This is a genomic window from Nocardioides alkalitolerans (genome assembly GCA_038184435.1).
GTDB lineage: Bacteria > Actinomycetota > Actinomycetes > Propionibacteriales > Nocardioidaceae > Nocardioides > Nocardioides alkalitolerans_A.
Map to the genome: position 1 here is coordinate 3,384,215 of CP116227.1, position 21,987 is coordinate 3,406,201.

Below are 21,987 nucleotides of genomic sequence, written 5' to 3' on the forward strand. Positions count from 1 at the left end.
GGCGACTGTCAGGCCCGCGGGCCTGCGGTGGCGCCGGGGGCGAGCTCGTCGGCGTACTCCCGGCGGACCCGCTGGGTCGCGCGGTGCTCGGCCCAGAAGGACAGCACGGGGACGGTGCCGCAGAGCAGCGTGACGACGGTGAAGCCCGGCTCCCACAGCGCCTTGCGGGCGAGGAGGAACGCCGTGACGAGGAAGATCATGTAGAGCCAGCCGTGCGCCACGCCGAGGTAGTGCGTGATGTCCTCGCCGAGCTGCTGGGCGCCGGAACCGGGGGTGACCCAGGCCGGGGTGCTGGGGATGAAGCCCCACATCGACGAGCCGTCGAAGTTCGCCAGCGGGACGCCGACGAGGATCAGCACGATCAGCAGGACGCCGACGATCGTGGCCATGACGCGGTAACGGAGCAGGGTGCCTCTCACGAGGATGACGCTACTGCCGTTTCCTGAGCGTCCTCCGCCGGGTCGGTGCTGCTCCCGTCGCCCGCCTCGGGCTCGGCGTCGGCGATCCGCGCCCGGTCGACCTCGTCCCGGGCGAAGCGCCACCACACGAAGGCGGCGAAGGCGGCGAAGACCCACCACTCGATGGCGTAGAGCAGGTTGCGGAGGCTCGTGTTCGGCGCGATCTCGGGCACCTGGTCGGGCGTCACGGCGCTCAGCCCGTCGGCGGCGGCGTTGTCGGCGACGACGCCGGTCTCGCCGTCGATGTCGAGCACGAGGTAGCCCGGGTAGATGTCCGCGTCGACGAGCCGCACGACGTCGGCGAGACGCAGCTGGGGCAGCACGCGGTCGGTCGGGTCGTCGTCGACGGCGCCCGTGCCCTCGCCGGGCTGCAGCCAGCCCGCGCCGGTGACGGTGCCCTCCGCCGGGGGCGCGGACCCCGGGTCCGTGGTCCAGCCCCGCACCACGGGCAGCAGGGCCCCGTCGCCGTCGGTCGTCGCGACCGGCGTGACGATCCAGCTGCCCGCCACGCCGTCGACCCGGCGGTCGTCGACGAGGAAGGTGAGGTCGTCGCGCCAGGTGCCCTCGAGCTCGGCGGGCGCGCCCACGTCGGCCCCCGGGAAGCCCTCGCCCGGCACGAGCAGGTCGGCGAGCGGCGCCGGGTCCTGCGTGCTCACCTCGGCGGCCGCGCGCTCGCGGTGGGCCTGCCACGCGCCGTACTGCCACAGCCCCAGCGACACCGCCACCACGACGGCGACGACGCCCAGCAGGTGGAGCGGCCAGACGCGCGGCCGCAGCACCGGGTGGAGGCGGGACGGGGGCACGGGTCAAGAGTACGGACCGGCTCGGCCGGGCCTACGACGCGGATGGCGACCCATCTGACAGAATCGCCGATTGTGGAGCCAGGAGTCGCGGGGGACGGCAGCCCTGATCGTCGTGCCCTCGTCGTCGAGGACGATGCGGACATCCGGTCGTTGATCGACCTCACGCTGTCGGCACAGGGGTTCGTGATCCGCACGGCGGCGACCGGTCGCGACGGCCTGCAGCTGGCCCGCGAGTGGGAGCCCGACCTCATCACCCTCGACCTCGGCCTGCCGGGCATCGACGGTCTCGAGGTGTGCCGGCGCGTGCGCGAGTTCTCCGACGCCTACCTGGTGGTCGTCTCCGCCCGCCAGGACGAGGTCGACCGGCTCATGGCGCTGCAGACCGGCGCCGACGACTTCCTCGTCAAGCCCTTCAGCCCGCGCGAGCTCCAGGCGCGCGTCACCGCGATGTTCCGGCGTCCGCGCAGCGCGCCGACGGGGCCGGCGGCCGAGTCCGTGTCGAGCGGCGCCGAGCCGATCGTGCTCGGCGGCATCGCCGTGCCCGAGGGCCACGAGGTGCTCCAGCACGGCGTCGTCGGCATCGACGTCGACGGACGCCGGGCGTTCGTCGAGGACGCGGAGGTCGACCTCACGCGCACCGAGTTCGACCTGCTCACCCACCTCATGCGCACGCCGGCGCGGGTCTGGACCCGCGAGGCGCTGCTGCGCACCGTGTGGGGCAACGACTGGGTCGGCGACTCGCACCTCGTCGAGGTCCACATCGGCAACCTCCGCCGCAAGCTCACGCAGGCCTCCGGCGACAAGTCGATCATCCACACCGTGCGGGGCGTCGGCTACCGCATGTCGGCTGCCTGACCCCTTCGCGGTCGTTCGGTCGCCGGTCCCGTTGACGGTGCCGGTCAGGGGGCCGTGAAGTGTGCAGCTGGGACACGTCCCGCACGGGCGGTTTCAACCTGTTAGCGCAACACCGGTTGGTCCTGTCGGGTTGGACAGTAGTTCGTCGAGGGCTTCGGCTGGGCTCTTCCAGTCAAGGGTGGCGCGTGGCCGGTTGTTGAGCTTGCGGGCGACGTGGTCGAGGTAGTCGGCCTGATAGACCGATAGGTCGGAGCCCTTGGGGAAGTACTGACGCAGCAGCCCGTTGGTGTTCTCGTTGGTGCCGCGTTGCCAGGGCGAGTGGGGGTCGCAGAAGTAGATCTCCAGATCCGTTGCGGCAGCGATCCGGACGTGGTTGCTCATCTCTCGGCCCTGGTCCCAGGTCAGGGTCTTGCGCAACACCTCGGGCAGCTGGCTCATCGTGGTGACCATGGCGCGCTCGACGGCGTCGGCGCCGTAGCCCTCGGGCAGGTGCAGCAACATCACGAAACGCGTGGCCCGCTCGACCAGGGTGCCGATCGCGCTGCGTGAGGCGGTGCCGCCCATGATCAGGTCGCCTTCCCAATGCCCGGGCACAGCTCGGTCGGCCACCTCGGCGGGGCGTTCGCTGATGTTGACCATGCCCGGCATCCGACCGCGTCGCTCACCGTCTCGGCGCCGCGGTCTGCGCAACGCTCGTCCCGTCCGTAGCCGGGTATGCAGGTCGCGACGCAACGCGCCGCGGCCTTGCACATACAGCGACTGGTAGATCGTCTCGTGAGACACCCACATCTCCGGATCGTCGGGGAAGTCACGGCGCAGCCGCCAGGCGATCTGAGCGGGACTGTGCTCATCGCTCAGCCGATTCTGCACCTCCTGCCGCAGCCGCTGGTTCAGCACCAGCTTCGCGGGCCGGGCCCGGCAACGAGCCCGACGCTCTGCCCGTAGCTGCGCGCTGTGGGGCGAGTAGTTCCACGGCACCCGCCGCTTCGGGCCACGGCTACCCGGGGAGCCGTACCGCTGGTGGAACAGGTTCTTGTCGATCTCACGCTTCACCGTCGAGGGCGCCCGACCGAGCGCCGCCGCGATCATCCGGATCGACTCACCTCGCTCCATGCCGGCATGGATCCGTTCACGCTCGAGGATTGAGAGCCGTCGATACCCGGCTGCGGTCGGTGCAGCAACTGGCTTCACCCCGCCAGCCTGAGCGAACCAGCGATGCCCAGCCCGGCTCGACACACCCGCAGACCTCGCGGCCGCATCGATCGACATCCCCTCCCCGACCGCAGCCCAGAACACCAGCCGCACCGACCTCAAGATCGCCACCACACACCCCATCCACACAGGGCGTTGCACTAACCCCTTGAAACCGCCACGATCCGAGCTGCACCAGGCGCACAGTTCCGGCCCCTGCCCCGCCCCCCGCACGACAAGACCGACGGGCGGCAGGACTCGAGGGTCCCGCCGCCCGTCGGCGTCGGTGTGCGGCACGCGCCGCGGTTCCCGCTGCGGGTCACGCCTCGGCGAGGATGCCCTCCATCAGCTCCTTGGGCGCCGTGAAGCCCTGCACGATCGCCTCGTGCACCATCTGCAGCGCGATGAACGCGGCACCGTGCTCGACGGCGAGGCGCTTCTCCGCCTCCGACCAGGCGGGGAGCACCCACGGCTTGTCGGCGGCCTCGGCGAGCTTCGCGATGTGCGCGATGTCGGCGAAGTCCTCCTCGCTGCGCGTGTAGTGGCCACGGCCGCGGCGCAGCGAGAGGTCGGTAGGGCCGATGAAGACGCCGTCGACGGTGTCGAGCGCCAGGATCGCCTCGGCGTCGTCGAACGCGCCGGCGTCCTCGATCATCGGGAAGACGAGGGTGGTGGCGTCGGCGTTGCGGTACCACTCCTCGCTGAACCCGCCGTAGCCCACCGTGCGGCCGCCGGCCGCGCTGCGGTCGCCCAGCGGGGGGAACTTCGCGTAGCTCGTGATCAGCTTCGCGTGCTCGAGGTTCTCGATGTGCGGGATGATCACGCCGTCGGCGCCGAAGTCGAGCGCCTGCTGGATCGGGCCGCGCTCGGGCACGAGCACCTTCGCGAGCACCTTGAGGCCCAGGCCCTTGAGCACGGGCAGGAAGCGCTCGAGCGTCTCGAGGTCGAAGGGGCCGTGCTCGATGTCGAGGATGACGAAGTCGTAGCCGAGCTTCGCCACGATCTCCGCCACGGCGGTGTTGGAGTCGGAGAGCCAGGCGCCGAGCTGCGGGGTCGTGGTCATGGGGAGGTCCTTTCGGGGAACGTGCAGGGGTCGGTACGGCGCGGGATCACGCCGGCCGCTCAGGCGATGCGGTAGCGGCGGTTGGCCAGGCTGGGGTTGCTCGCGCGCACCACGCCGGTGCGGGCGGTGTCGACGTCGAAGACGGTCACGTCGACGGCCTCGGCGAGCTCGGCGAGCACCGTGCCCATCGGGTCGACGGCCACGGCGGAGCCGATGCCCATCGGCGGCGCCTGGGAGACGCCCGCGACGAACACGGTGTTCTCGATGGCGCGGGCGAGCAGGAGGGTCTTCCAGTGGTACTCCTTGCGGGGGCCCGGCACCCACGAGGCGGGGTAGAGCACCACGTCGGCGCCCGCGTCGACGACACGACGGGCCGCCTCGGGGAAGCGCAGGTCGTAGCAGGTCAGCAGACCCACCGTGACGCCGTCGACCTCGAAGGTCTCGGGAGCGTCGAGGTCGCCGGGGCAGATGAACTCCGACTCCCGGTAGCCGAACGCGTCGTAGAGGTGCTGCTTGCGGTACGCCGCGACGCGCTGCCCGTCGGCGTCGAGCACGAGCAGCGAGTTGTAGGCCCGGTCCGGGTCGGGCGACGTCTCGACGAGGCCGAAGACGATCGCGACGCCGTGCTCCTTGGCGAGCTGGGCGACCTGGCCCGCGAACGGGCCGTCGAGGGGCTCGGCGGCGGCGACGAAGTCGCGCGACATGGCTGGCAGCTCGAACATCGCGAACTCGGGGAAGACGAGCAGGTCCGCCCCCCGGGCGACCGCCACCTCGGCGAGGCGGGCCATCTGCGCGAGGTTGGCCTCCTTATCCTCGGTGGTCAGCATCTGGCAGAGCGCGATCCTCATGCGCTGTTCTCCTCTCGGGAGCGGAACGGGACGGTGGACGACAGGGGGGCGTCGACGGCGGACGGGCTCGGGGCGGCCAGCCACGGGTCGTCGCCGTCGCGGTGGCTGTGGCGGCCCTCGGCCGCCAGGGCGTCCTGGTAGGCCGGCATCCAGGGCCGCTCGGCGTCGGCGTCACGCTGGTAGGCGGCGACGACGACGTCGAGGAAGCGCTGGACCTCCGGGGTGGCGCGCTCGGGGTGCCAGACCAGGTAGGCCGTCGCCGTGAGGCGGGGCTCCACGATCGGGCGGTAGACGACGTTGGGCAGGCGGGTCGCGGCGAGCGACCGCGGCAGGAACGAGACGCCCGCGCCGGCCGCGACCATGCCGATGTGGTCGAGGTAGGAGCCGGCGGCCACGGGTCCCCGCGGGGAGAACCCGGCCTTCATGCACGCCACCACCAGGGCGTCGTGCACCTCGGGCGCGGCGTGCCGCGGGATGGTGATGATCTGCTCGTGGCGCAGGTCCGCGACCGCGACCTCCGTGCGCTCCGCCAGCGGGTGGTCGGCGGGCAGCGCGAGGAGGTACGGCTCGGCGTACAGCTCCACGCACGCGAAGCCCTTGTCGGTGTGGCGGGTGTAGAGCACCGCCACGTCCTGCCGGCCGCCCTCGAGCTCCTCGAGGATCTGCACGGTCGTCGAGTAGGTGATGGGGAGGTCGACCCGCGGCGAGGCGTCGCGGAACTCCTTGATCACCGCCGGCAGGTGCCCGTAGACGAGCGCCCGGGTCAGCGCCACGCGCACCCGGCCGAGCTCGCCGGCCTGGAGCTCGTTGAGCAGGCCCTCGAGGCCGTGCACCTGCTCGAGCACCGAGCGGCAGCGCAGGTAGAACTCGCGCCCGGCCGCCGTCACCGTGAACGGGCGGGTGGAGCGGTCGAGCAGCTGGATGCCGAGGTCGGACTCCAGCCGGATGATCTGCTGGCTGAGGGCGGGCTGGCTGATGAAGAGCTGCTCCGCCGCCGTGCGGAAGCTCTGCGCGTCGACGAGCGACACGTACATCTCGAGCCGTCGGGTCTCCACGGATCAGCCGCCCAGACGCTGGGCGCGGCGCTGCGCCTGCAGGTCGGGGTCGGGCACGGGGGCCGCGGCGATGAGACGACGGGTGTAGTCCTCCTGCGGGGCGTTGAGCACCCGCGCGGTGGGACCCTGCTCCACGACCCGGCCGTGCTGCAGCACGACGACGGAGGTCGCGAGCTGCTCGACGACCGACAGGTCGTGGGTGATGAACAGGCACGAGAAGCCGTGCTCGCGCTGCAGGTCGGAGAACAGGTCGAGCACCGCGGCCTGCACCGACACGTCGAGCGCCGAGGTCGGCTCGTCGGCCACGAGCAGGCGCGGGTTGGTCGCCATCGCGCGGGCGATGCCCACGCGCTGGCGCTGGCCGCCGGAGAGCTCGTGGGGGTAGCGGTCCACCCACTCCTTCGGCAGCCGCACGTCGTCGAGGAGCTCCTGCGCGCGGGCCCGGCAGGCCTTCGCGCTCGTGAGCTTCCCCGTCCAGCGCAGCGGGTCGGTGATCGACTGGCCGATGGTGCGGCGGGGGTCGAGCGAGGACGCGGGGTCCTGGAACACCATCGAGACCTGGGAGCGGATGTGGACGAGGTCGGCCCGCGAGCCGGCGGACACGTCGCGCCCGCCGATCTCCATCCGGCCCTCGGCGACGGGGAGCAGCCCCATCGCGAGGCGGCCGATGGTCGACTTGCCCGAGCCGGACTCGCCGACCAGGCCGACGATCTCGCCGGGCGCGACGCTGATGTCGAGGTCGTGGCCGGCGCGGAACCCGGCCTTCCGCCAGGAGCCGGGGTACTCGATGGCGACGCCCTCGAGCTCCAGCACGGGCGGCGCGGTGCGGTCGGCGACGGCGGAGCTCGTCGTACCGGAGCCGAGCCGCGGGACCGCCTCGAGCAGGGCCTTCGTGTAGTCGTGCTGCGGGCGGGCGAAGAGCTCGCGGGACGGGGCGGTCTCCACGACGCGACCGTCGCGCATGACGACGACGCGGTCGGAGACGTCGGCGACGACGCCCATGTCGTGCGTGATGATGAGGACGCCCATGCCGGTGCGCTGCTGCAGCTCGCGCACCAGGTCGAGGATCTCGGCCTGGACGGTCACGTCGAGCGCCGTGGTCGGCTCGTCGGCGATGAGGAGCCGCGGCTCCGAGGCCATCGCCATGGCGATCATGGCGCGCTGGCGCTGCCCGCCGGAGAGCTGGTGGGGGTAGTGCTTCACCTTCTCCTCGGGGCTGGGCATGTGCACCTGCCGGAGCAGCGCGATCGCCTTCTCGGCCGCCTCCGCCTTGGAGACGTCGCGGTGGCTGCGGATCGCCTGGGAGAGGTGGTGACCGATCGTGTAGACCGGGTTCAGGGCCGTCATCGGCTCCTGGAAGATCACGGCGACGTCGCAGCCGCGCACCTGGCGCAGCCGCTTCTCGCTCGCCCCGACGAGCTCCTCCCCGTCGAGCCGGATGGAGCCGGTACGGCGCGCGTTCTCCGGCAGCAGGTCCAGGATCGCCATCGCGGTGACCGACTTGCCCGAGCCGGACTCGCCCACGAGGGCGACGGTCTCCCCGGGTGCGACGGAGAAGCTGATGCCGTGGGTGACGGGCTTCCACTTCTTGCCGCCCCCGAAGGCGACGGACACGTCGTCGATCTCCAGCAGCGCCGTGGCGGGCGGCGGCGGGGCCTTCTCGAGCACGGGCTGGGTCATCGGTTGCTCCTCGACTTCGGGTCGAGCCCCGAGCGCAGGGCGTCGCCGACCAGGCCGAAGGCCAGGATCGTCAGCACCACGAAGGCTCCGGGCACGAGCAGGACGTGCGGGTCGCTGGACAGGTAGCGCTGGCCCTGGGCCACCATCGAGCCCCACGAGGGGGTGGGCGGCACGACGCCGAGCCCGAGGTAGCTGAGGCCGGACTCGAGCAGGATCGCGGTCGCGATGGTGAGCGAGACCTGCACGATGAGCGGGGCGGAGATGTTGGGGAGGATCACCCCGAAGAGCCGGGTGCGGGTCGGAGCCCCGAAGGCGGTGGCCGCCTCGACGAACTCCAGCCGCTTCACCGAGATCACCTGGCCGTAGGCGATGCGGGCGAACGTCGGCGCGAAGAGCACGCCCATCGCCGCGATGAGGGTGCCGGTGCCGGGGCCCCGGAGCGTCACGGCGAGCAGCACCAGGATGATCGGCGGGAAGGCGAGCAGGACGTCCACGACGACCCGCATCGTGATCACCTCGACGATGCCGCCGAAGTAGCCGCCCAGGAGCCCGAGCAGGGTGCCGAGCACCATCGACACGAGCGTCGCGCCGAGCGCGATGAGCAGCTCCACCCGGGCGCCGTAGATGATCCGGCTGAGGATGTCGCGCCCCAGCTCGTCGGTGCCGAGGACGTGCGCCCCGCCGGGGCCGGCGAGGCGGTCGGCCACGTCCTGCGAGAGGGGGTCGGCCGGCGCCAGCAGCGGGGCGGCGACGAGCACGAGGAGCATGAGGCCGACGTACACCAGGGCGGCGAGCCGCAGCGGGGTCAGCGCGTGAGCCAGACGGCGTCGCATGTCAGCGCCTCACTCTCGGGTCGAGCACTCCGTAGAGCACGTCGACGATGATGTTGATGGACACGAAGAGCACGGCGATCGTGATGACGACGCCCTGCACGACGGGGTAGTCGCGGGCCGTGACGGCGTCGACCAGCAGGCTGGAGAGGCCGGGGTAGCTGAAGACCCGCTCGACGAGGACCGTCGAGCCGAGCAGGGTGCCGACGCCGATGCCGACCGTCGTCACGACGGGGTTGAGCGAGTTGCGCAGCACGTACTTCCGGAAGACCGTCCGTCGCGAGAGGCCGAGGGACCGCGCCGTGCGGACCCAGTCCTGGTGGAGCATCTCGAGCACCGCGGAGCGGGTCATGCGGGCCACGGTCGAGGCGAAGCCGACGGCCAGCGCGATCGCCGGCATGATCAGCAGCTGGGCGTGGCGGGCCGGGTCGTCCCCCCACTCGGTGAACCCGCCGGCGGGCAGCAGCCCGAGCTCGAGCGAGAACAGGAGCACGAGGAGCGCGCCGAAGACGAACACGGGGAGCGCGACGCCGATCGACGTCAGCACCGAGGTGACGGAGTCGAACCAGCCGCCCCGGCGGGCCGCCAGCGCGCCCCACGGCACGCCGACGACGACCGCGATCAGGGTGGCCAGGCCGACGAGCTCGAGCGTCCGAGGGAGACGCTCGCCGATCGCCTCGGAGACGGCCTGGCCGTTGCGGAACGACTCCCCGAGGTCGCCGGTGAGGGCGCCGGAGAGGAACTGCCAGTACTGGGTCAGCAGCGGCTGGTCGAGCCCGAGCTGCTCCCGCACGCGGGCCACCGCGTCAGGGGTCGCGGAGCCGCCGTCGCCCTGCGAGAGCAGGAGCATCGCCGGGTCACCGGGCACCAGGTGCAGGGCCAGGAAGATGAGCGTCAGGACCAGGAGGACGAGTCCGATACCCACCCCGATCCTGCGCAGCACGTACGTGGTCACGACAGGTTCCTCTCCGACGCTCTCTCAGCGCTCGATGGAGGTGTTCGCCAGCGTGTAGCCGCTGAAGAACGTGTGGAAGCCGGACAGGTTGGTGAAGCCCTCGACGTCGTCGCTGTAGGCCCAGGCCTGGTCGCGGGTGTCGATCGAGGCGAAGGGCACGTCGGTCGCGAAGAGGTCGAAGGCCTCCTCGTACGCCGCGGCGCGGGTCTCGTCGTCCGTCGCCCGCAGGCCCTCCGTCAGGGCCGCGGCGATCTCCTCGTTCGCGTAGCCGAAGCTGCGGTTGAAGTTGTCGGGGCCCTGGACGAAGGAGAGCAGGTAGATCGGGTTGGTCACGATGCCGACGTCGCCGGAGACGGCGAGGTCGTAGTCGCCGGCCGCGCCCTTCTCGAGGCGGCCCGACCAGTCGGGGGCGTCGAGGGTGACGTCGATGCCGACCGCCTGGAGGTCCTGCTGCACCGACAGTGCGGTGTCCTGGAGGAAGGTGTACTGCGACGTCGCGAGCAGGGTCGCCGAGAAGCCGTCCGGGTAGCCGGCCTCGGCCAGCAGCTCCTTCGCGCGGTCGGGGTCGTAGCTCCACAGCTCGTCGCCCAGGCCCTCGAGGGCCGGGTCGTCGGAGGTGACGACGCCCTCGAGCGGCTGGCCGTTGCTCTGGAACGCGGCGGTCAGCGCGTTGTCGCGGTTGATCGCGTAGGCCACGGCCTCGCGCACCAGCGGGTCGGCGAACGGGCCGTCGGTGACGTTGAACTGGACGTACTGGAAGGGGCCGGGCTGGGCGGCGAGCTCGACGCCGTCGGTGCTGCCGACGCGGTCGAAGTTCTCCCAGGTGACGTAGTCGATCATGTCGACGTCGCCGCTCACGAGGGCGTTGGCGCGGGCGTCGCCGTCGGGGTAGTAGGCCACGTCGATCTCGTCGAGCGCGACGTCCTCGGCGTCGTAGAAGCCGTCGAACTTCGCGAGCGTCATGCCGACGCCCTCGTTCTGCTCCTCGATCTCGAACGGGCCGGCGCCGACGATGTTGGGCGTCTCGGCGTTGAGGCTCGCGTCGGGCACGATCGCCGCGGTCGGCACGGCGAGGAACTCGAGGAACGCGTTGTTGGGCGCCTCGAGCGTGACCGTCACCTGGGTGTCGCTGTCGGCCGTGATGGACGCGATGTCCTGGAGGCCGGCGATGAGGGTCGAGCCGTTGTCGGGGTTCGCGTAGTACTCGAGGGAGTTCTTCACGTTGGTCGCCGTCAGCGGCGAGCCGTCGGAGAAGGTCAGGCCCTCGTGGAGGGTGAAGACGTACGTCGTGGGGTCGGGCGTCTCGACCGACGCGGCCAGGCCGGGCACGAGCTCGCCGTCCTCGTCGAGCGTCATGAGCCCGCGGTGGATGAGCGTCAGGACGAAGTTGGTGGCGGAACCCTGCCAGACACCGGTCGTGAGGGTGACCGGCTCGGCGGACAGGCCGAAGCGGAGCGTGCCGGGGTCGTCGGAGCTGCCGCTGCCGCCGCCGCAGGCGGCGAGGGTCATGGAGGCGACAGCGGCCGCCGTGAGCGCTGCCGTACGGGGACGGGCCGCGGCGCGGAGCCGGGACGTGAGGGAGGTGCGCATGGGGTCCTCTCGGGGGTGTGCAGATCGGCTCGGGGGTGCCGACGTGAACCGCCTTCGAACCGAGCGTCAGGCGGAGGGGTCGAGAGGACTATGCGCGGCCCGCAACATATGCGTCCAATAGATCTACTGCGGAGCAGAATAAGGATCCGCTTATGTAATGCCGCCGTCATGCGGGGGCAACGCGGCGGACACGGGACGAACGGATCGGGTCAGTCCGGTTGCGCTGCCGTTAATCCTGCAGGTCAGCGCTGTGAGGGGAGTCTCGGCCGGGCACCCGGGCGGGCGCGGGTGGTCGCCGTCACGTCGGACGCGACCGCCGTCACACCGAGCGCCCGGTCGGGTCACATGGTGGACGAGCGGTCGGTCAGGAGAGCGCGGCCGGCCCGTCCGCCGCGGCGTCGAGCGAGCGCGAGGTGTCCTTGAGCCGCACCCCCGACTCGCCGAGGTCCCGCGCGCCGGCCACGAGGGCGTCGACGATCCGGGCGGCGTGGGCGTGGTCGAGCCCGTCCGGCGGGTGCACGTTGGAGACGCAGTTGCGCTCCGAGTCCCGGCGTCCCGGGCGCGGGTGGTGGGTCAGGTAGATGCCGAGGCTGCTCGGCACCGACAGGCCGGGCCGCTCGCCCACGAGCACCAGCAGCGTCTCGACGCCGAGGTGGGCGCCCACGTGGTCGCCGAGCGCCACGCGGGCGTTGGTGGCGACGACGAGGGGAGCGAGCGAGTAGCGCGGGGTCAGGCGCTCGACGAGGGCCGCGACGAGCGCGGGCGCGTGGTCGGTGAGCGCCTGGCCCGAGAGCCCGTCGGCGAGCACGATCCCGATGTCGGCCCCGGTGTCCCGCGGGAGGTGCTCCAGGTCGCGGGGCTGACGCCCGAGGTCGGGCCGGCGCAGGTACTCACCACGGTCGGCGACCTTGCTGGCCACCAGCAGCGGCGTACCGAGTCCTCGGGACTCGAGGTCCGCCACCAGGGCGTCGACGTCGACCGGCACGTGCACGGCGTCGCGCGCCTGCGCGTGGGCCGCGCGGAAGGCGAGCACGTCGCCGAGCGCCATCGTGTCGCCGGCGCGGCCGAGGCCGATCCGGGACTGGGTGGTGCGGCGCAGCGCGGCCCAGAAGTCGTCGTCGCTCATGCGCCCGCTCCCAGCGTGCGGAGCACCGAGGTGCTCGGGTCCACGGGCAGGACGCGACCGCTCTCCGACATGAGGCCGCAGCGGGTGAGCCACTCCTCGAACTCGGGCGCGGGGCGCGTGCCGAACAGGTCGCGGGCGTAGAGGGCGTCGTGGAAGCCGAGGCTCTGGTAGCCCAGCATCACGTCGTCGGCGCCCGGCACGCAGATGACGAAGCCGACGCGGGCCGCGGCCAGCAGCGTGAGCAGCACGTCCATGTCGTCCTGGTCGGCCTCGGTGTGGTTGGTGTAGCAGACGTCGGCGCCCATCTGCAGGCCCAGCAGCTTGGCGCAGAAGTGGTCCTCGAGCCCGGCGCGCACGACCTGCTTGCCGTCGTAGAGGTACTCCGGGCCGATGAACCCCACCACCGTGTTGATGAGGAACGGGTCGAGGTCACGGGCCACGGCGTACGCCCGGGCCTCCAGGGTCTGCTGGTCGACGGGACGGCCCTCGGTGCCGAGGTGCGCGTCCGCGGAGAGCACGGAGCCCTGGCCGGTCTCGAGGTACATGACGTTGTCGCCGACGGTGCCGCGCCGCAGCGAGCGCGCAGCCTCGTTGGCCTCGCGGAGCAGGTCGATCGTGACACCGAAGCCCTCGTTGGCACCCTGCGTGCCCGCGATGGACTGGAAGACGAGGTCGACCGGGGCGCCCGCCTCGATGAGCCCGATCGACGTGGTGACGTGGGTGAGGACGCACGACTGGGTGGGGATCTCGTAGCGCTGGCGCACGTCGTCGAGCAGGTGCAGCAGGTCGCTGACGGCCTGGGGCGAGTCGGTGGCCGGGTTGATGCCGATGACGGCGTCGCCGGCGCCGAGGAGGAGCCCGTCGAGGGTGGCCGCGGTGATGCCGCGGGGGTCGTCGGTCGGGTGGTTGGGCTGCAGCCGGGTCGACAGCCGGCCCGGGAGGCCGACCGTCGTGCGGAACGCCGTCGTCACCTGCACGGCCCGCGCGACGGTGACGAGGTCCTGGTTGCGCATCAGCTTGCTGACCGCGGCGACCATCTCGGGCGTCAGAGCCCAGCGGATGCCGGCGAGCCGGTCGGCGGCGTCGTCGCGGGTGACGGTGTCGAGGAGCCAGTCCCGCAGGCCGCCGACGGTGAGGTGGGAGATCTGCCGGTACGCCGCGGCGTCGTGCTGCTCGAGGACGAGGCGCGTGACGTCGTCGGTCTCGGCGGGGACGAGCAGCTCGGTGAGGAAGAGGTCGAGCGGCACGTCGGCCAGCGCCCACTGCGCGGCGGCCCGCTCGGCGTCGGTCTCCGCCGCGCACCCGGCGAGCTCGTCGCCCGAGCGGCGTGGCGAGGCCTTCGCCATGAGCTCGACGAGGTGGCCGAAGGTGTACGTCGTCGGCCCGAGGGTCTGTCGGAACACGGTCACCCTGCGACCGTAGGCCGGTCCTGTCACCCGCGTGTTACACGCGCCGCTCCATGCGTGGATCCATGCACGATCGGTCGGGGTGCTTATGGAGGCTGCGTCGAGTTGTCACGTACGCAGCGTCCCGTGCCGAGTTGTCACGAATCACTCATGACAACTCGACGGATCTGCCGCGGCGTACGTGACAACTCGGCGCAGGTACGGTCGCCCGCGTGGACCACCAGCAGCCCCCGCCGCACCATGCCGTGTTCGACTTCGACGGGGTGCTGGTGCGGCGCGACTCGACGGTCGAGCTGCTGCGCCGCCGCTTCCGCCGCCGGCCGTGGCTCCTGCCGCTCGCGCTCGGGCCGCTGACCGCGTACGCCGCGACCGTCGCCACCCCGCCGCTCCAGGCGCCCGCGTCCCGGGTGGTCGTGCGGGCCGCGCTGGCCGGCACGACCCGCGCCCGCGTCGAGGCGTCGGGCCGCGCCCTGGGCGCCGAGCTCGCCGGCGACGACCGGTGGCGCGTCGACGCCGCCGTCGCGGCCCTCCGCACCCACCTCGCCGAGGGCGCCGTCACCGTCGTCTCGGCGGGCCTCGACATCACGGTCCGCGCTTATCTCGACGCCCTCGACCTCCACGACGTCGCCGTCGTCGCGTCCCGTCTCGACGGGCGGCTCGGCGGGGTGCACCTCACCGACCACACGTACGGCGCGGCGAAGGTCGTGCGCGCCGCCGCGGCGGGGCTGCACCGCTGGGACGTGGCCTACACCGACGCCGCCTCCGACTTCCCGCTGCTCGCCCCGGCGCGCCGCCGGGTGCTCGTCAACGCCCGTCCCTCGGTCGTCGCGGCCGCCCGCCTCCGCTGGCCCGACGTCGAGGTCGTCACCTGGTGACGTCGGCCTCCACCTCGAACACGGCACGGTCGGAGCGGTAGACGTCGCGCGCGAACTCCACGCAGCGCCCGTCCGCGTCGTACGCCGACCGCTCCAACCGCGTGCCCGGCGTCGCCGCGACCGCGTCGAGCAGCCGGCACGACTCGTCGTCGAGCACGACGGAGGCCAGGGTGGCGCGCGCGGTGGTGACCACCACGCCGTACGTCGCGGCGAGCAGCTCCCACAGCGAGCCCGTCAGGTCCGCCTCGAGGAGGTGGGGAGTCAGTGCCACGGGGAAGACGGAGGTCTCGAGCGCGATGGGCTCGGCGTCGGCGCTGCGGCGGCGGCGCACGACGTGCACGGGGGCGCCCGGGACCAGGCCGAGCGCGGTGGCGGCCGCCGTGTCCGCCTCCCCCACCTCGGCGGAGAGCACGACGGCCGTCGGGGTCTTGCCGCCCCGCTCGACCTCGCGGCTGAAGCTGCCGATGCGGAAGACGTGCCGCTGCTCGGCGACGAAGGTGCCGCGGGGGGTGCGGCGGTAGACGTAGCCCTCGTTCGCGAGGACCGTGAGGGCGTGGCGGGCCGTCATCCGCGACACCCCGTGGAGCTCGGACAGCTCGCGCTCGGAGGGCACGAGCGTGTGGGGCGCGAGCTCCTCCTCGACGATGCGTCGGCGCAGGTCAGCGGCTATCTCGGCGTACCGCGGCACGCTCCCGCGCGGGGACGGGGAGGACGCGGTCGACGGCACCGCCGCAACGTAGCACTTGCGCCGAGCTTGGCCTAGGGCGCATGGTATATACCAACTACCGACCACCCGAGGAGCTGCCGATGCACGTGCTCGCGATCGACCAGGGCACGTCCGGCACCAAGGCCGTCGTGGTCGCTCCCGACGGCACCGCCCTCGCTGCTGCCGAGGTCGCCCACGCCCCGCGCCACCTCGCGGACGGCGGCGTCGAGCACGACCCCGCGGTGATCTGGCAGGCGGTCGTCGACACCGGTCGACGCGCACTCGCCGCGGCCGCCCTGCCCGACGGCGCCCTCGCGGGCGTGGCGCTGGCCAACCAGGGCGAGACCGTGCTGGCCTGGGACCGCGCGACCGGCACCCCCCTGTCCCCCGCGATCGTCTGGCAGGACCGACGGGCCGCCGGCGTCACCGACGCGTTGCGGGCCCAGGGGGCGGAGGACGAGGTCGCGCGCCGTACCGGCCTCGTGCTCGACCCCTACTTCTCCGCCCCCAAGCTGCGCTGGCTCCGCGACCACGTCACGCGCGACGGCGTCGTGACGACGCTGGACACCTGGCTGGTGCACCGCCTGTGCGGCGCGTTCGTCACGGACGTCTCCACCGCGGGCCGCTCCATGCTCACCACCCTGGACGACCCGACGGCCTGGGACCCCGACCTCCTCGCCCTCCTCGGCCTCGACGGCGAGGAGCTGCCCGCGATCGTCGCCAGCGACGACGTCGTCGGCACGACCGACGTCTTCGGCCCCCGCGTGCCCGTCACCGGCCTCGTCGTGGACCAGCAGGCGGCGCTCCTCGCGCAGGGCTGCTGGGACGCCGGCACGGTGAAGTGCACCTTCGGCACGGGGGCCTTCCTGCTGGCGCAGACCGGTACGACGCCGGTGCTGTCGTCGAGCGGACTGACCACCTCGCCGGCCTGGCGGCTGCGCGACGAGACGCGGTTCTGCGTCGACGGGCAGGTCTACACGGCCGCCTCGGCGGTCGACTGGCTCGCCGGTCTCGGCGTGCTGGGCAGCGCCAGCGAGGTCGACGCCGTGGCGGCCGACGACGCGGGCGGGGTGCAGTTCGTTCCCGCGCTCACCGGTCTCGCTGCCCCCTGGTGGCAGCCCGGCGCGACGGCGTCGCTCACCGGGCTGCGCCTCGGGACCGGTCGCGGCGAGGTGGTGCGCGCCGTCGTCGAGGGCGTCGCCGCCTCCGTCGCCCACCTGCTCGAGGCCGTCCGCCGCGACGGCGCCCCCGTGGCGAGCCTGCGCGTCGACGGCGGTCTGACCCGCTCCCGCGTGCTCGTCCAGACGCTCGCCGACCGGGCGCAGGTGCCCGTCGAGGTCCACCCCTCCGCGCACGCCACCCCGCTGGGCGCGGCGGTCGCGGCCCGCCTCGGTCTCGAGGCCGCTCTCACGCCCGGCGAGGCGCTCCCCCGCGTCGTACCGCGCCATGTCATCCACCCCACCTGGTCCCCCGACCGGGCCGCCTCCGAGCAGCAGCGCTGGCACGACGCCGCCGCGCTCGTGGCCCGCACCGAACGAACGGAGCACCCGTGAGCACCCCCTCCTCCGCAGACGCGCCCCGCCGCGTCGACGTCGCCGTCATCGGCGGCGGCGTCGTCGGGTCGGCGATCGCCCGCCGCCTGGCGGGCACCGACCTGAGCGTCGCGATCGTCGAGGCCCGCAGCGACGTCGGCGACGGCACCAGCAAGGCCAACACCGCGATCCTCCACACAGGCTTCGACGCGAGCCCGGGCACGGTGGAGTCACGGCTGGTCGCCGAGGGCTACCACCTCCTCGGCGAGTTCGCCGAGGCGACCGGCATCCCGGTCGAGCGCACCGGCGCGCTGCTCGTCGCCTGGAGCGAGGAGGAGCTCGCGGCCCTGCCGGGGCTGCGGGAGAAGGCGCGGAAGAACGGGTACGACGCGTGCGAGATCGTCTCCGCCGCGGAGGTCCACGACGCCGTGCCCTCGCTCGGCCCGGGGGCGCTCGGCGGGCTCACCGTGCCCGGCGAGTCGATCATCTGCACCTGGTCGACGACCATCGCGCTGGCGACCGACGCGGTGGCCCGCGGCGCCGAGGTGCTGCTGGAGCACCGGGTGACCGCCGTGGACGCGACGACCGACGGCAGCGTGCTGCGCACCACCGGCGGCGACGTGCACGCCCGCTGGGTGGTCAACGCGGCCGGGCTGCACGCCGACACGATCGACGGGCTCTTCGGGCACGACCGCTTCACGGTGACGCCGCGGCGCGGGGAGCTGTTCGTGTTCGACAAGCTGGCCCGGCCGCTGGCGCCGCTCATCGTGCTGCCCGTGCCGTCGTCGCGGGGCAAGGGCGTGCTGGTGAGCCCGACCGTCTACGGCAACGTCATGCTCGGTCCCACCGCCGAGGACCTCGACGACAAGACGGCGACCGGCACCACTGCGGACGGGTTCGCCTTCCTGCGCGCGAAGGGCGAGCGGATCATGCCGACGCTCTTCGACGAGGAGGTGACGACGACCTACGCCGGCCTCCGGGCCGCCGTGCCCGGCGGCGACTACCTGCTGGAGCGGGACGACGAGCAGCACTACGTGCTCGTGGGCGGCATCCGCTCGACGGGCCTGACGGCCTGCATCGCGATCGCCGAGCACGTCGCCGGGCTGCTCGCCGACGGCGGCCTCGACGTCGGGCTCCGCGACGAGCTGCCCGCGCCGCCGCGCATCCCCAACATCGGCGAGGCCGGCCTGCGGCCCTACGCCGACGCCGAGCGGATCGCCGCCGACCCGGCCTACGGCCACGTCGTCTGCTTCTGCGAGCGCGTCACGGCGGGCGAGGTGCGGGACGCGTTCGACTCGGCGATCCCGCCCCGCGACATGGACGGTCTCCGTCGGCGTACCCGCCTCATGAACGGCCGCTGCCAGGGCTTCTTCTGCGGCGCCGACGCCCAGGCCGCGCTCGAGACGTGCGGCGCCAGCCTTCTCGCAGGAGCCGACCGATGACCGTCCCTGCCACCGCACCAGCCACCGCACCGCTCACCCGGGCCGACGTCGTCGTCGTGGGGGGCGGCCCCTCGGGCCTCACCGCGGCCGCCGCGCTCGCCGAGGCCCTCGGTCCCGACGCGACGGTGCTCGTGCTCGACCGCGAGCGCGAGGCCGGGGGCATCCCGCGGCACAGCGACCACACGGGCTACGGGATCCGCGACCTCCACCGCGTCCTGCGCGGACCGGCGTACGCCCGGGTGCTCGTCGACCGCGCCCGCGAGGCCGGTGTCGTCGTCGAGACCCGCGCGATGGTGACCGGCTGGGCGGGCGAGCGGGCGGTGGAGGTCACCGCGCCGACGGGCCGCCGCGTCGTCGAGGCCGGGGCGGTCGTGCTCGCCACCGGCGCCCGCGAGCGGGCCCGACCGGCGCGCCACATCCCCGGCGACCGACCCGCCGGGGTGCTGACGACCGGGCAGCTGCAGAACCTCGTCCACCTCCACCACCGCCCCGTCGGGGAGCGCGCGGTCGTCATCGGCGGCGAGCTCGTCAGCTGGTCGGCCGTCATGACGCTCCGCGAGGCCGGCTGCCGCACCGTCGCCATGGTCACCGAGCACGAGCGCTCGGAGTCGTACGCCGCGTTCCGCCTCCTCGGCCGCCTCGCCCTCCGCGTACCGGTCCTCCCCCGCAGCCGCGTCGTCGCCATCGAGGGCCGCGGTCGCGTGACCGGCGTCGTGGTGGAGGACCGGGACGGGTCGCGCCGTACCGTCCCCTGCGATGTCGTCGTCACCACCGGTGACTGGATCCCCGACCACGAGCTCGCCCGCAGCGGTGGTCTCGAGCTCGACCGGGGCACGCGGGGCCCGCTGGTCGACGCCGCGCTCCGCACCACCGCACCGGGCGTGTTCGCCGTCGGCAACCTGCTCCACCCCGTCGACACCGCCGACGTCGCGGCGATCGACGGGCGGCAGGTCGTGCCGGCGGTGCTCGAGTGGCTGGGGCGAGAGGCAGCTCCATCCTCGCTGTCCGGCGTGCGTCTCCGGGTCGAGGCACCGCTGCGCTGGGTGGCGCCGCAGGTGGTCGACCCCTCGGGTCCAGCGCCCGCCCGGGGCCGCCTGCTGCTCTGGACCGACGCCTGGGCCGAGCGCCCCCGTGTCGAGGCCGTGCAGGACGGCCGGGTCGTCGGCACGCGGCGCCTGCCGTGGCCGGCCGCGCCCGGTCGGGTCTTCCGCGTGCCGAGCGCGATCCTCGACGCCGCGCGGCCCGACGGCGGGGACGTCACCCTGCGGCTGGCTTGAGCTCCGGCCACCCCGGGGAGGGGGCTGGGGTCCCCGGGAGGCTCGGACACAACCGGCACCCGCGCCGCGTCTGCATCACGCGCATCCGGTCCCGGACCAGGCGTCCACGGCGCCCGACCGCCCCATCGACGCCGATCGAGCCGCGATGGTGCGGGTGTGGGGGCGGTCCTGGTGCCGGATCTGTCCAAGGGGTCCGGGGACCTGCCGGAGATCCCGTCGGGGTCCAGTCGGGTACCGCCACGCACCCCACCCCCGTCAGGCCACCCCAGCGGCCTGACGGCGGCGCACCTGCTCCTCGACGTCGTCGACGAACCCCACCGGCCCGGGTGACGTCGCAATGGCGTCGCCGATGGCGCGGCTGGCGCGGGCGTACGACGGGTCGCCCAGGATCCGCTGCACCGCCGAGCGCACCTGCGCGACGGTGGGCGTGCTCGTGCCGAGCCGGATCCCGGCTCCCGACCAGGCGACGCGGGCCGAGGTCTCGACCTTGTCCTCGGAGTCACCCGCCACCACGACCGGGACACCGTGCTGGAGGGCGTGGTGGAGCCCGCCGTACCCGCCGTTCGTCACCAGCACATCGGTGAGCGGCAGCAGCTTGTCGTAGGGCAGGAACTCGCCGACGTGCAGCCGACCGGGCTGCGGCGCGAGACCTGCCAGGGCCTCCGTGAGCGCGGCGACCGGGCGACCACCGGTGGTGACGACGACGTCCACGTCGAGGTCGGCGAGGGCCTCGACCGTCGGTCGCACCAGCTCGCCGAAGTCGGTGTTCGCCACCGTCCCCTGGGTGACGTGGACGACCGGGCGGTGCTTGCCGAGCTCCGCGAACCACGGTGGCGCCTCCAGCCCGCTGCGCTCGACGCGGGTCATGGGGCCGTAGTACCGCAACGACTCCGGCGCGTCGCTGCGGGGGAACTCGAACGCCGGGACCGTGAACTGGGCGATGAGGTCCGCGCTGTGCAGGATGTCCATGAAGAACCGGCCGCGCAGGCCCGGGGCTCCCATGTCGGCGAGCATCCGGTCGGCCGCCCGGTGCACGGGACGCAGGACGACCCGCGTCGCGACCGCGCTGAGCACGGCGTTGCGCACCCGGTTCGGCAGCGTGCGGCGGAGGGGGGTGATCCCGAGCCCGTAGGGCGGCGTGTCCCGGCTCGACAGCCCGAGCGGGATGATGCCGCACATCGCGACGAAGGGGCGCTGCGCCGGGGCCAACCGGTGCAGGGCCTGCACGCCCACGAAGGTGGGCTCGTGCAGCACCACGTCGGTCGGCTCCTCCTCGAGCATCGCCATCAGGGCCCGTCCGGCCAGGGGCGCCGGGGCGAAGAAAGCCTGCTCCACGCCGGAGTTGATGGCGTCCCGCCCGCGCTTGCGGTCGCCGGCGCCGAGCTCGTCGAGGGTGTCGGCCTCGGGCGGGAGCGGCACGAAGTCGACCCCCGCCGCGCGCACCATCGGGGCGTAGCGGGCGCCCGTCAGCATCCGCACCCGCCACCCCCGCGCCTGGAGCTCGGCCGCGACGACGAGGAGAGGGCGCACGTGGCCCTCGGCCGGCATGCTGCAGATGACGGCAGTGGACACGAGGCCTCCAGAGGTTTTTCGATACCCCGACGGGGTTTTCGATACACAGCGTAGCCTGCTCGCGTGGCCGAGGGGAGAAAACGCACCTACGACAACTCGCGCCGCAGCGCCCAGGCCAGGCTGACACGGGCCGAGATCCACCGGGCCGCCTTCCGGCTGTTCGGCGAGCAGGGGTACGCGGCCACCTCCCTGCCCCAGATCGCCGCCGCCGCCGGCGTGTCGGTCGAGACCGTCCGCAAGATGGGGCCCAAGAGCGGCCTGCTCGACGGCGCGCGCGAGGTCGCCGTCTTCGACGAGAGCGGCGTCGACGACGTGCTCGACACGGCGTTCCTCCGCTCGGTCGCCGCACAGGAGGACCTCGCCGGTGCGGTCGACGTGCTCGTCGACTTCTACGGGACGTCCAACCAGCGCGCCGCCGCCTTCTGGCAGGCGTGGCGCGCCGCCGCGGCCGGTGACCCGGTGGTGGCCGCCGCCTGGGAGCGCGAGATGGCGTCGGCGCACGGGGCGTTCCGCACGGGCATCGAGTACGCCGCGGGCCGCGGCTGGCTGCGGGAGGACGTGTCGGTCGAGGAGCTCGCCGCGACGCTCTGGGTGCTCGCCGCCAGCGAGACCTACACGCGCCTGACGGTCGACGCGGGGTTCAGCGACGAGGCCTACCGATCGTGGCTGCGCCGGATGCTGTTCGAGCAGCTCGCGCCCCGCTGAGCGTGCGCGTCCTGGCGC

At 73.3% G+C, this 21,987-nt stretch carries 20 protein-coding genes; 6 read left to right on the forward strand and 14 right to left on the reverse strand.

What is annotated here, in order from left to right; all coding sequences use genetic code 11:
* Positions 1-8 precede the first annotated feature (8 nt).
* Together PIR53_16130 and PIR53_16135 are read right to left on the reverse strand one after the other, a co-directional pair.
* Positions 9-419 (reverse strand): DUF3817 domain-containing protein, encoded by a 411-nt coding sequence (locus PIR53_16130; GenBank protein WZH51538.1) that lies wholly within the window; start codon positions 417-419, stop codon positions 9-11.
* Complete coding sequence (locus PIR53_16135; protein WZH51539.1) at positions 416-1,261, reverse strand: SURF1 family protein; 846 nt, start codon at positions 1,259-1,261, stop codon at positions 416-418. Before PIR53_16135 ends, PIR53_16130 begins: the two co-directional genes overlap by 4 nt.
* Before the next feature lie 72 nt (positions 1,262-1,333).
* Between PIR53_16135 and PIR53_16140 the strand changes: the two genes are divergently transcribed.
* Positions 1,334-2,116 (forward strand): response regulator transcription factor, encoded by a 783-nt coding sequence (locus tag PIR53_16140; protein ID WZH51540.1) that lies wholly within the window; start codon positions 1,334-1,336, stop codon positions 2,114-2,116.
* Positions 2,117-2,209: 93 nt separating this feature from the next.
* On the opposite strand, the gene PIR53_16145 is transcribed toward PIR53_16140, so the two are convergent.
* The 10 genes from PIR53_16145 to PIR53_16190 form a co-directional block, all read right to left on the reverse strand.
* Entirely contained in the window at positions 2,210-3,451 is a 1,242-nt protein-coding gene (locus PIR53_16145; GenBank protein WZH54468.1) for an IS30 family transposase, read from the reverse strand.
* 175 nt (positions 3,452-3,626) lie between these two features.
* Positions 3,627-4,370 (reverse strand): aldolase/citrate lyase family protein, encoded by a 744-nt coding sequence (locus PIR53_16150; protein ID WZH51541.1) that lies wholly within the window; start codon positions 4,368-4,370, stop codon positions 3,627-3,629.
* Between the two features lie 59 nt (positions 4,371-4,429).
* Complete coding sequence (locus tag PIR53_16155; GenBank protein WZH51542.1) at positions 4,430-5,218, reverse strand: carbon-nitrogen hydrolase family protein; 789 nt, start codon at positions 5,216-5,218, stop codon at positions 4,430-4,432.
* Complete coding sequence (locus PIR53_16160) at positions 5,215-6,273, reverse strand: LysR family transcriptional regulator (GenBank protein ID WZH51543.1); 1,059 nt, start codon at positions 6,271-6,273, stop codon at positions 5,215-5,217. The genes PIR53_16155 and PIR53_16160 overlap by 4 nt, the downstream gene beginning before the upstream one ends.
* A 3-nt stretch (positions 6,274-6,276) precedes the next feature.
* Positions 6,277-7,953, reverse strand: coding sequence for an ABC transporter ATP-binding protein (locus PIR53_16165; protein ID WZH51544.1), 1,677 nt, complete (start codon positions 7,951-7,953; stop codon positions 6,277-6,279).
* On the reverse strand, positions 7,950-8,786 hold the full coding sequence (locus tag PIR53_16170) for an ABC transporter permease (GenBank protein WZH51545.1): 837 nt from the start codon (positions 8,784-8,786) through the stop codon (positions 7,950-7,952). The genes PIR53_16165 and PIR53_16170 overlap by 4 nt, the downstream gene beginning before the upstream one ends.
* Before the next feature lies 1 nt (position 8,787).
* Positions 8,788-9,738, reverse strand: coding sequence for an ABC transporter permease (locus tag PIR53_16175; protein ID WZH51546.1), 951 nt, complete (start codon positions 9,736-9,738; stop codon positions 8,788-8,790).
* Positions 9,739-9,762: 24 nt separating this feature from the next.
* Positions 9,763-11,328: an ABC transporter substrate-binding protein gene (locus PIR53_16180; GenBank protein WZH51547.1), complete on the reverse strand. Its 1,566-nt coding sequence runs from the start codon at positions 11,326-11,328 to the stop codon at positions 9,763-9,765.
* A gap of 364 nt (positions 11,329-11,692) precedes the next feature.
* The gene (eutC, locus tag PIR53_16185) at positions 11,693-12,454 is read right to left on the reverse strand and encodes an ethanolamine ammonia-lyase subunit EutC (GenBank protein ID WZH51548.1); all 762 of its coding nucleotides are present in this window, start codon (positions 12,452-12,454) and stop codon (positions 11,693-11,695) included.
* Entirely contained in the window at positions 12,451-13,863 is a 1,413-nt protein-coding gene (locus tag PIR53_16190) for an ethanolamine ammonia-lyase subunit EutB (protein WZH51549.1), read from the reverse strand. The genes eutC and PIR53_16190 overlap by 4 nt, the downstream gene beginning before the upstream one ends.
* A gap of 209 nt (positions 13,864-14,072) precedes the next feature.
* Between PIR53_16190 and PIR53_16195 the strand changes: the two genes are divergently transcribed.
* Positions 14,073-14,735, forward strand: coding sequence for a haloacid dehalogenase-like hydrolase (locus tag PIR53_16195; protein WZH51550.1), 663 nt, complete (start codon positions 14,073-14,075; stop codon positions 14,733-14,735).
* On the opposite strand, the gene PIR53_16200 is transcribed toward PIR53_16195, so the two are convergent.
* Positions 14,725-15,462, reverse strand: a complete 738-nt coding sequence (locus PIR53_16200; GenBank protein ID WZH51551.1) for a GntR family transcriptional regulator — start codon at positions 15,460-15,462, stop codon at positions 14,725-14,727. The two genes, PIR53_16195 and PIR53_16200, sit on opposite strands and share 11 nt — an antisense overlap.
* A gap of 41 nt (positions 15,463-15,503) precedes the next feature.
* On the opposite strand from PIR53_16200, the gene PIR53_16205 reads away from it, so the two are divergent.
* Genes PIR53_16205 through PIR53_16215 form a run of 3 tightly spaced genes read left to right on the forward strand, consistent with a single transcriptional unit; the run spans position 15,504 to position 19,692 of the window.
* Positions 15,504-16,994 carry an FGGY family carbohydrate kinase gene (locus PIR53_16205; GenBank protein ID WZH51552.1) on the forward strand — a complete coding sequence of 497 codons (1,491 nt, stop codon included), beginning with the start codon at positions 15,504-15,506 and terminating at the stop codon, positions 16,992-16,994.
* Positions 16,991-18,415, forward strand: a complete 1,425-nt coding sequence (locus PIR53_16210) for an NAD(P)/FAD-dependent oxidoreductase (protein ID WZH51553.1) — start codon at positions 16,991-16,993, stop codon at positions 18,413-18,415. Before PIR53_16205 ends, PIR53_16210 begins: the two co-directional genes overlap by 4 nt.
* The gene (locus PIR53_16215; protein WZH51554.1) at positions 18,412-19,692 is read left to right on the forward strand and encodes an FAD-dependent oxidoreductase; all 1,281 of its coding nucleotides are present in this window, start codon (positions 18,412-18,414) and stop codon (positions 19,690-19,692) included. Before PIR53_16210 ends, PIR53_16215 begins: the two co-directional genes overlap by 4 nt.
* 255 nt (positions 19,693-19,947) lie before the next feature.
* On the opposite strand, the gene PIR53_16220 is transcribed toward PIR53_16215, so the two are convergent.
* Positions 19,948-21,264: a glycosyltransferase gene (locus PIR53_16220; GenBank protein WZH51555.1), complete on the reverse strand. Its 1,317-nt coding sequence runs from the start codon at positions 21,262-21,264 to the stop codon at positions 19,948-19,950.
* 63 nt (positions 21,265-21,327) lie between these two features.
* Between PIR53_16220 and PIR53_16225 the strand changes: the two genes are divergently transcribed.
* Positions 21,328-21,969 (forward strand): TetR family transcriptional regulator, encoded by a 642-nt coding sequence (locus PIR53_16225; protein WZH51556.1) that lies wholly within the window; start codon positions 21,328-21,330, stop codon positions 21,967-21,969.
* The last annotated feature ends 18 nt before the right edge of the window (positions 21,970-21,987 follow it).